Source organism: Ligilactobacillus sp. 110_WCHN (assembly GCF_030518115.1).
Classification (GTDB): Bacteria; Bacillota; Bacilli; order Lactobacillales; family Lactobacillaceae; genus Ligilactobacillus; species Ligilactobacillus aviarius_C.
Genome location: NZ_JAULLI010000021.1, coordinates 17,394 through 27,339, shown reverse-complemented (window position 1 = coordinate 27,339; position 9,946 = coordinate 17,394). Strand labels below are relative to the sequence as shown.

Sequence of the window (9,946 nt, the reverse complement as noted above, 5' to 3'; positions counted from 1 at the left end):
GAGAATAAGATAATGGAAAAAGTTGCAATTTTGTTTACTGGCGGAAAAGATTCTTCATTAGTTGCTTGTAGAGCAGCTAAATCATATGACGAAGTACATTTGTTAACAGCGAATAGTGGGATTGGACTAGGAAGTAGTCTAACTGATATTAGGGTATCTGAATTAAAGGAAGCATTTCCTGAAACTAAATTTATTCATAAACGCATTCCAACAGCTGCATTATTTAGAGAAATTTCTATAAAGAACATAGAGGAAGACTTTAACAAATGGAAGGTAAATTTGGTTTTGTTAGGAGAAAAATTAGCCATTCATACTGTTGCAACTCAATACTGTATTGAAAATGGTATTTCCAAGATGATGGATGGCTCAGCTAAATATCAAAATGATTTAGCTGAACAAAAAATGATTGCAATTAATTTGCTGACTAAATTTGAACGTGAACATGGTATTTCTTTTGAAACACCTATTTATAATATTAAGGACGGAGAGACTGTAAAATATGAACTATTAAAGATGGGCGTTACTAATAAGTCATTAGAAAGTGTATCGATATTTGGTGATTCATTCTCAGAACCTTCAGATTCAATAGTGAACGAGTATATTGAAAGCAAACTTCCATTATGTGAGAAATACTTGGCAGATATGAATAAGCTGAGGGTGGGATAATAATGATCGTAAAGGTATCGGCTTTAATAGTTTATGATAATAAAATATTAGGAGTGCTGAAAAAAAAGCACCAAAATTTTTGGATTTTACCGGGTGGTAAGGTTCGAAATAATGAAAAGTTGAAAAGTGCATTATATAGGGAATTATGGGAAGAATTAGAAATTGTCAAGAGAAATGTTAAAAGTATGAAGTACTTAATGGACTTCTCTACTTCGTCTCAATTTAGTAAGGATGAATTACTAACTAAGCTATTTAAGGTAGTTCTCTATGACAATAATAAAATTAACCCTAGTCACGAGATCTTAAAATACAGTTGGATTGATGTGAATACAGCAAATCAAAGAAATGATATTGCAACAGGTTTTTCTGATATTGTAATTCCTATGATAAAGGAGAAAAAGATATTATGAGAAGCCTAGTATATAGTGTTAGTACTTTTTTAACGGGAATTATGGCAATGTTAACGGTAGGAATTACAAATAATATTGCTACCGGCTTAGGAGTTTCATGTAAATCATTAGGAATTCTTATTTCTGTTTACACTTTAACGTTTGCAATTAGTGGACCAATTTTAAATACAATTTTGAGTAAAGTTAATGATAAATCGGTAATAATTGGAAGTTTTGTTGTTTTTACTTTAGGAAACCTATTAGCCTTCTGTAGTAAAGACTTATCGATGTTAGTAATCAGTCGTTTGGTTACAGCTGTTGGCGCGGCAATCTTAGTTGTTCGATTATTAAATCAAGCAGCAATTATTACTTGTTCAGGATCGATTCTTACAACTGTTTATATGGGCTTCAGCTTAGCAAATGCTATCGGTTTACCTTTGAGTACATTTGCCGGGCAATATTTGAAGTGGAGATACATATTTCTTATTATTTCGATTTTATCAATGCTTGTGATGATTATTTTTATAATAAATTCAAAAAAATTGATATTGCAAGATGATGCAGGAATTAAGAATAATCATGATCAAACTGTAGAAAATGATGGTTCAATAGAATCGTTTAAATTTGTATCGGTTATTATTATAACAATGTTGGTGTTAGCTGCTAATGCCAGTTTCATTGCTTATCTTTCTCCATTTTCTAATGCAATCGGATATTCAAATAAATATTTAACAATTTCAATGCTTATTCTCGGAATAGGGAGCTTGGTAGGTTCAAAAATAGGCGGGAACTTAAGTGATAAAAAAAGGCCACAAAAATTCTATCAATTAGCGTTAATTTTATTTTTAGTAACGGCCATTTTAACACTTTGCATTTCTAAAATTAATATAATTATTTTTTGGATTACTTTGTTTTTGTGGAATGCAACACAATGGGTTACAGGTCCACTTGGAGTAATGTTAATTACAAAATTAACAAATAAATATCGCGATACTGCACTTTCTTTCAACACAACTGCACAAAACTTAGGAGCAAGTTTAGGTAGTTTGACTGGTCAGATGTTTTTAGGAATGGCTTCAATACGGTATTTGCCAATAGTCTCGATTTTGTTTTTAGCGGCTGCTATTATCATTATTTTAGGAAGTAGAATAAGTTTTGATGAATAAATATATATTGAAATATAGAAACAATGAAATACAATATCCTTCATGGTTAGCAACTATGAATATTTCGGCCCCTAGCGAAGTTACTGATAAATTGTCTAAGTTTATAAAAAAATCAGAACTGGAATATATAGACATTGATCACATTAATTATTACGAGAGCATTTGCAATCATTTTAAAAAAGAATTCAATGCAAGCATTAATCCAAATGGTATTATTAACATTCCTACGACAATGTATGGGGTAAATAAAATAATAAAATTCGTTACAGAAGGTTACCATAAAAATTCGATAGCAGTTTTTTCACCGATTTTTCCAGAATACAAATTAAATAAACGGGTTTCATTCTGCGAAAGTAAGTTAATTCCTAATTTAGAGAAAAATAGATATGAAATTGATTGGGATAATTTGAAAAAAATAATTTGTAAAAATAAAATTTCTGCTATACTTTTGTGTAATCCACATAATCCAACTGGAAAAGTATTTTCATTGGATGAGCTGACTAAAATAATTCAGATAGCAAAAAAATATAATATTTGGGTTATTTCTGATGAAGTATTTTCAGATTTTTCTAGTTTAAAGTTTTATCCTTTAATTTCAACTTTTGATTATAAAAAAATTGTCAGCTTATATTCACCTAGTAAAACATATAATATTACAGGAATTCGATCATCATATTTGATTTCATATAATAAACAGTTAAATGAGTTTATGAGAGATGAAATATCTAATGACGGATTAGAGTCGCCTAATATTATAAGTGTTGTTTCAACTATTCTAGGGTATAAATATGGTAGTAAATGGAAAGGCGAAGTAAAAACAATAATTGATGAAAATGTAAATTTAATAAAAAATATGTTTCCTGATTCTATTTCTCCTGAAGGTGGGATTTACTTTTGGGTAAATGCCTTATCAAATATTGCTGATATGAAATCAGATTTAAAAAGAAATGGTATAAAAGTATCGTTAGGTAAAAAATACGGAAAAGAGTATACGAATAATTTTAGGATGAATACAGTGGACTCTACGAGAAATATTGAGTATATAATGAAACATATAAAAGAAATAATGTAACTTATAGGTGACAATTTTACTAATTAACAACAATTTAAAGAATTTACAAGATGTCACTAATACATTTTAAGAGTCGATAAATCCATTGTTAAATTACTTTATTACAAATTGCGGATTAGAATATAAAATGTATTGATAGGCATTCTATTTTTTACGAAGAAGCCAGGATATTAGCAAAGTTATTTATTACTAAAATTGTACTTAATCACCATTAAAGACTCGATGTTTCAGGCAATAGGTTCCTTGTTGAGTCGTATTGGTAAAACTTTTTCAATAATTAATCAAAAACAAATTAAAAGCCACATCATATTATTGATGTGGCTTTTATAGTTCATTTAATCCTGAATGATGTGCCAAACATTCACGTTGGTTGGGCACCATTCTGTATAATATAATTAATGTAATCCTAAATTTAATTATAGATATTATATATTTTTTTGTCAAGTAAATGCGATATTTTTAATTGCAAAATTCAAAAAAGACTGTTAGTATAAAAAGAGAAGTGAATAAAATATTATAAATAAAAAGACCCTAGCCTTCGATCTGAATTGGCGTTCAGCCGAGGGGTTCTAACTGGTGTGGCACCACCAATTAAAACAGTTACGATCAGTCCCCACTGATTGCAACCTTGCATCTAGCGTCTTTACTAGCTTTATTATAATTAAATAGAGCTAATAAATCAAAAAAGACATTGAGTTAGCTAGATTTGAGTTTTAATTGAATTCATTGGAAATGATAAGAGACATCGGTTAGACACAATACGATGTCTCTTTTTATTTATTCCGATGAGATGAAACACCGTTAGCAAACATTGAAAGATAGCGGATTTCTTACCGCTAAGACCAAATATAGAACGTGCCTATCAGCGTTTCTGTTGTTAGTTGGTAGGTAAGGTCAGTGGGTAAAAGTTGCAAGCCCACACGGTCAAAGGATCGAAGCCTAAAGCCCCGATAAAAATAAGAAATCGGAAAGGTAAGGTAAAAAGCAATGGTGGTCAAACTTCGCCACTTAGTTACGACTGGAGCTAGTACAGCAGTAAAACTAAACTTCTTCTAGAAGTTAATCGAGTTAAGAAAGCTGTATGAGTTGCTCGTAAGCGGACGGTGGACTTTAGTAGTGCGACAGGGACTAATACAAAGGATATGCGAAAGCGTAACACGTAGGGCGCACGAATGCGTGGAATAAAGTATTAGGGCCAGCTGAAATGCTGGTTAAAGATAACAACAGTACGTGACACGACGGCTGTACTGCGACGTACAAGCGGCATACGTAATTCTTCCTGGATCTGTAATTACAGATCCAGGGAAAGATTGCGCTCTCCTCGAGCTACCAGCTCTGTACAGAGGGCTTGGAACGATTTGTAATTAATAATTATTATTAATTAGATTAAATTGAAGTAGGAATTGATAAATCAGTTAGATTAACGATTTTTTTAGAGAAAGTAATTTAATATAAGGTAAGAGGAAAAGATTATGGTAAGTAATAAGATAAAGAGTACTCCATTAACCATAAATGAAATTAATCAATTTAACCAATCTGAATATCGAAGTATTAGGAAAATCAAAACTCCTAAAAGTGCTAAATTTGGAGGAATTGAAGTTCCTAAAACGGTTGAAAAAGCGACACTTTTCAAACAAATAGGAATAAATCACGAGCGGTTGAGAGCAGTGTTTGATATTTTCACCTATACTCCTTTTGTAAAAGAAGAACAACTATATGCAGGTATAATGAAGTTTGGTAGAATATCCAATAACTTACATAATCAGATTAAAAGCCTATTACGTTTAATGAGATATTTAAATGTGTTAGTTAAGTATGAGTATCAAATTGGATCAACAGATAATATTGCATATGTTTTAATTGATTCAGATACTTATGTTTATTTGTATAATGATAAAGAATTAAGGGGAAACCATGATATTATCAGTATTCCAGAGTTTAATCGGCGTATGATTATGGAATGGGAGAATGCCTCAAGAGTACTTAATAAAGTAGGTGAAGCTCAAATTCCAGCGCGATTACGAAACCTGAAAGGGACACCGACTATTTTTCTTGAACACCAAGATCACCCGTATGCGTTGATGTTTGGCAGTGATTGTCTTCAACAAGCGGTTTTTGTTGAAAGTCATTATGGCATTCCAGTGTTTATTCCGTATTATCCGGAACAAGTCAATGAACAGCCTTTACGGGGAATTAAGTTTCAAGATTTAAATGATGAGAATGTACAAAGTTGGTTTGGTGGATTTCAATTTGATCGTTGGAATGAAAAGCGTGAAAAACATTTAGCAGAAAAAGAACGCAAACAAAAACACCTATTTCTAAGCAAATTCGGGTTTTAAATTATGTTATAATAAAAACGTATAGAGTTTTTATGTATTTTCTCAAAAATACTTCGACCAAACGTTTTTGGCACGTTCTTTGTGAGAAGGACAGCGGGGCATCGCGGCTAAAGTAATTTAGCTATTTAAAAAAAGTCATGAAATAGAAATGGCGCAGAAGTGGCACAGGCAAAGGCTTTCTGAAGTCTCAAAAAATAAACAAGGGGCGATCAGTTGTAATGATGGGGCTTGGACGTCCTGGATTTAATTAGTGTGAAGTTTACTTATTCAATTTTCTAGATGAGAAAGGAGAGCAGTTGAAATTTTACAAGAATAATTGAGTAAGCGGAGGCAAACTTTTTTCAAATTAGAAAATGAAGAAGGCGAGCTGAGTATATGAGTAGTCGAGCACTGACAAGAATTGGTTCGTAGACGGAGACGATTTGCTATAGCAAGTCGAGTAAATGAAACACTAAACTAAATACCTAAGTTACGTGCAAAAGAGCACTGAGTGCTAACCTTAGACTGGTGTTAGCAAAGAGTGGGGCCGCTCTAATCTAGCTGAAGAAAAGGCGAAATTGAATGGCAAAGGATGACTGTCTAGTCGCGTCAGTTCGTGAGAACTGATATGAGCAACTAAAAAAATTCGATAGCTATTTTTTTAGGCTTGCGAATCAGTGACTAGACAGTCATGCCCATAAGATCAACGGTTTCATGGTACTACGTTTGATCTTCACTGTACCGGTATATGTACATGTTTCTGATCGGCATGACAATTTTTAATTGTGATAATCCGATTGATTTATTTGTTGGATTACTTGAAACAGAAGTATCTGAGTTCAGGAGCAAACGCTTGTTGTTAACGTTTTCAAATGAAGTAGCAAATTAAGCCCGCGTGCCGGACACTCCACCGGCTTACCAACAGGAGGCTAGGCTGTAGAGCCACTATGGCGGGTTTTAGTTCTTTTAACATTAAACCTTTAAGGGTGATAATATGGGTCGAAGACTAGCTCATAATATGAGATATATTCTTAATAAACAGCGAAAAGATGGCCGTAAAGCTATTGAAGCACATCATGGTGCAACTAAGGCGGATTATTATCATATCTACTCAGATAAGAGCCTAAAAACTCATCAGGACGCTGCTACGTCTTTTTGTAAATGGGCCGATGATAATGGTATTAATCGGATTGATCAAATCAGCCATGACGTTGTAGGACGATACTGTCTTTATTTACAAAAACATGGATATAGTGCCTGGACGATGAAGGCGGGGATTACCGCAATTAACCATATAATGGTTTATACGGGACATTGGAATAAAAAAGAAGTATTTACAGCCAGCCGATGGAACGATGCTCATAAGGGTAACTATAACTTACAAATGAAACGTAAGAACCGTGGCGAGATCATGAATAACCGGCGACTTACAGCAGCAGAATGGCGTAAAGAGAATAGTCGTTTATATAGTAACAATCGGCGTTTAATTGATACAGTTCGTGCATTTGGATTGCGAAGAAGTGAAGCATGTCATGTAAGTCAGGATAAATATTCGATTATGGCCAATAGTTTTGTTGAGTGTAATGGAAGATTGTATTGCTTTGTTCCTTATGGAAAAGGCGGAAGGCCTAGATTTGCAACATGTCGGCGCGATATGGAAAAAGAAATGCGACGACTGTATCAACCACGGATCGTGAAATCAATTCCGACCGAAATGGAAGATATTAAGGCTTTTCGTGATACATTTATGAAGAAAAATCGTGAAAACTTTCGTAAAAACAATTATGTATTTGATGGTAAGGTAAGTGGTGATCTAAGATTCCACATTCAGCGTCAAGAATACGCCCAAGTTCGCTTAGCAGAAGAATTTCATGATAAGGGACAGTGTAATAATAAACAAAAGACAATCAATAATATTACGGGGAATATTACTGCATTTAAAGCAGTCGCAAACGATTTAGGCCACGGCAGAATTGATGTTCTTGGGAACTATCTTGGAAGGTAGGTTGGTAATGATGGATATAAAAGTTAAAATGCCGGAGAAAATCAAAGAGACTATCAAAAAATATGGTGATTATGTAGATTTATTTGAACATGGTACGGAAAAAGAAATTAAGTTAGTTAATAATTACATGGGATATGCAATTCATGAAATGCAGGAATGCAGAAAGTGTGATTAAGAATGAAAATACCAGAAGAAATTGCAAAAATCATTAATAAGTATGGCGATTATATGGGAGTTCTGAAAAATGGGACTCAGGAAGAACGAGATAAGGTCAGTCATTGTATTAATGATTTAATAACAGTAATGCAAGAATGTAACTTTAATAAAATACGATAAGGAAACATTTAAATACCTAGATTAGGAGTAATAAATGGATTTAAATTATGTACTGAATAGTCCGGTAGATCCCAACACTACGGAAGAGGCTAAAACTCAGCAGACAAGTGAAATATTAAATCTTTTATCTAAGACACTGCGTCCTAAGTTAGTTGGAAATGAAAAAGTTGAATATAAAATAGAAGCTGATAAAATCCAATTACAAATGGGCTTTGATATAATAAACGTACAGATTAATAAACGCGAAATAAACCTTCCTTCAGTTGAAAATATTATTGAATTAAACAAAGAAGCGCAAACTTTGTTTGAAGAAGAAGGAATTTATGGAGTGGCTGGTCTAAAGGATAGAGGAATTGTTGAGACGGCTATTAGTAATATTGGAAAGAATTCAGTGGTCTTTGGCCAGGATCAATTTCCAACCATATCACAAAAAGCAGCCCATTTATGGTTCAAATTAGCGCGTTATCAGGCATTTAATAATGGGAATAAGCGAACAGGTTTGTTAGCAACGTTAAACTTTTTAGAAAATAATAGTTATCATGTTCAATATGAAGAGTTGAATTTAGATAAGAACTATTTTTATGCAGTTTCTAAAAAAATTGCGAATGATGAGTGGAATGAAAAAGAAATTCAGAACTTTATTTTGAAGGTATGTAAGTTAAATTTAAAGGAGGTTTATCATGACTAACGATCAATTAAAGAAAGCAGTAGCATTATTTTCTACTGGAGAAGTAGAAAAATTAAGTGCTGAAGAAAAGGAGAAAATGGAAAGAGAAAATCGGGAAAAGATCATCAATGAACCGGTTGTGATTGATGCCTTAAAGAAGTTAGCAAAAGAGTAAACTAACTTCGGGACTAAATAATTGTATCTCAGCTTTAGAGGATATATACTAAAGATGGTTGATGAAAGAGCTTTCACTCTAGTAGGTGAGTGAAAGAAATCAACGTGATCTTCGCTCCTGATAGGAGTGAAGTTTTTTTTATAAAAGACCGATAAGTTTATTATTAGAAAGCAAATTTGTGTAAAAAAAGACCTAACTGGTTAGGCGGCGCAGTTAGGTTTAATGACGTTACGTATAACGTTGATTCTTATGTTCACTATTATTATAGCATGTTATACTTATATCTGGCAACTGCCCCGAAAGGGGGTGACGTTACGTGTTGATTGTTATGTTCAAATATGTTGTTGCACCATTGCTTGTTGGGTGTGGCACAGCACTATTCGCTTGGTGGCTCAATAAGCATTAAGGTTGCCAGTTATTAGGTGAAGGAGTGAAGTCCGGTAGGCGTAGGCAACCTGCTGGGCGTTTTTTTATGGAAAAAATAGTAATTAATAGAGAGCGCTGTGAAGAACTTTCCAAATTGTAAAAAGCTGATGATGGTTTTTGTAAAATTAAAACCGTTAATTTTGTAAAGTATGATGTGATTATTTTGTAAAATAAAAGTATTGAATTTTGTAAAATGTACGAAAAAAGATTATTAGATAAGGCTTTAAAAGAGTATACTCAGGACTTATCTGCAATCTTATTAGAAGGTACAAAAGCAGTTGGAAAAACTGAAACATGTTTGCAATTGGCTAAAACAAAATACAGTATGGATAATTTAGATCTAAAATGGTAGTGTTTAGCGGAAAAATAAAAAAGTACTAGATAAAGTTGTGTAGGGACTCCATAACAGAGTCCTTTTAATATAAATAATTAGAGTAGAGGTAAATAGGTATGGCTAAAATATTAATTAAACTTACTGAAGAACAGCTTGAACAAATAAAAAGATTGGCTAATTTAGAAGACGAACCAGTGACAACCTATATAAAAAATATAATCTTAGAAAAAGTTGAAGATGAGCAAGATTATAAAGATGCTATTCAAGCTCAAAAGGAGAGCGATGGTAGAACATATTCAGAAAAGGAAGTAATGAAAGAGTTTTCACTCTAGTAGGTGAGTGAAAGAAATCAACGTAATCTTCGCTCCTGATTGGAGTGAAGTTTTTTTTTA

The 9,946-nt window shown here is 32.9% G+C and carries 13 protein-coding genes; all 13 read left to right on the top strand.

The genetic code is table 11. From position 1 onward, the window contains the following. The coding region (locus Q3C15_RS07285; protein ID WP_302704790.1) for a 7-cyano-7-deazaguanine synthase at positions 1-666 on the top strand (666 nt) is incomplete at its 5' end. A gap of 2 nt (positions 667-668) precedes the next feature. Then, positions 669-1,076: an NUDIX domain-containing protein gene (locus tag Q3C15_RS07280; protein WP_289555046.1), complete on the top strand. Its 408-nt coding sequence runs from the start codon at positions 669-671 to the stop codon at positions 1,074-1,076. Continuing rightward, on the top strand, positions 1,073-2,221 hold the full coding sequence (locus Q3C15_RS07275; protein ID WP_289555045.1) for an MFS transporter: 1,149 nt from the start codon (positions 1,073-1,075) through the stop codon (positions 2,219-2,221). Before Q3C15_RS07280 ends, Q3C15_RS07275 begins: the two co-directional genes overlap by 4 nt. Continuing rightward, the gene (locus Q3C15_RS07270) at positions 2,214-3,293 is read left to right on the top strand and encodes an aminotransferase class I/II-fold pyridoxal phosphate-dependent enzyme (RefSeq protein ID WP_289555058.1); all 1,080 of its coding nucleotides are present in this window, start codon (positions 2,214-2,216) and stop codon (positions 3,291-3,293) included. Before Q3C15_RS07275 ends, Q3C15_RS07270 begins: the two co-directional genes overlap by 8 nt. A 1,472-nt stretch (positions 3,294-4,765) precedes the next feature. Continuing rightward, positions 4,766-5,632, top strand: coding sequence for a hypothetical protein (locus Q3C15_RS07265; protein WP_278826051.1), 867 nt, complete (start codon positions 4,766-4,768; stop codon positions 5,630-5,632). Positions 5,633-6,605: 973 nt separating this feature from the next. After that, positions 6,606-7,616, top strand: a complete 1,011-nt coding sequence (locus Q3C15_RS07260) for a hypothetical protein (protein WP_302704789.1) — start codon at positions 6,606-6,608, stop codon at positions 7,614-7,616. A 7-nt stretch (positions 7,617-7,623) separates the two neighbouring features. Then, entirely contained in the window at positions 7,624-7,791 is a 168-nt protein-coding gene (locus tag Q3C15_RS07255) for a hypothetical protein (protein ID WP_289555043.1), read from the top strand. A 2-nt stretch (positions 7,792-7,793) separates the two neighbouring features. Continuing rightward, positions 7,794-7,952: a hypothetical protein gene (locus tag Q3C15_RS07250; protein WP_289555042.1), complete on the top strand. Its 159-nt coding sequence runs from the start codon at positions 7,794-7,796 to the stop codon at positions 7,950-7,952. A gap of 34 nt (positions 7,953-7,986) precedes the next feature. Further along, complete coding sequence (locus tag Q3C15_RS07245; RefSeq protein WP_289555041.1) at positions 7,987-8,640, top strand: type II toxin-antitoxin system death-on-curing family toxin; 654 nt, start codon at positions 7,987-7,989, stop codon at positions 8,638-8,640. Then, positions 8,633-8,794 (top strand): hypothetical protein, encoded by a 162-nt coding sequence (locus Q3C15_RS07240; protein WP_289555040.1) that lies wholly within the window; start codon positions 8,633-8,635, stop codon positions 8,792-8,794. The genes Q3C15_RS07245 and Q3C15_RS07240 overlap by 8 nt, the downstream gene beginning before the upstream one ends. Before the next feature lie 328 nt (positions 8,795-9,122). Further along, a complete protein-coding gene (locus Q3C15_RS08695; RefSeq protein WP_353478017.1) occupies positions 9,123-9,200 on the top strand; it encodes a type I toxin-antitoxin system Fst family toxin in 78 nt (25 codons plus the stop codon). Between the two features lie 213 nt (positions 9,201-9,413). Then, positions 9,414-9,572, top strand: a complete 159-nt coding sequence (locus Q3C15_RS07235) for a hypothetical protein (RefSeq protein WP_289555039.1) — start codon at positions 9,414-9,416, stop codon at positions 9,570-9,572. A 98-nt stretch (positions 9,573-9,670) separates the two neighbouring features. Beyond that, complete coding sequence (locus Q3C15_RS07230; RefSeq protein ID WP_289555038.1) at positions 9,671-9,886, top strand: DUF6290 family protein; 216 nt, start codon at positions 9,671-9,673, stop codon at positions 9,884-9,886. Positions 9,887-9,946 lie beyond the last annotated feature (60 nt).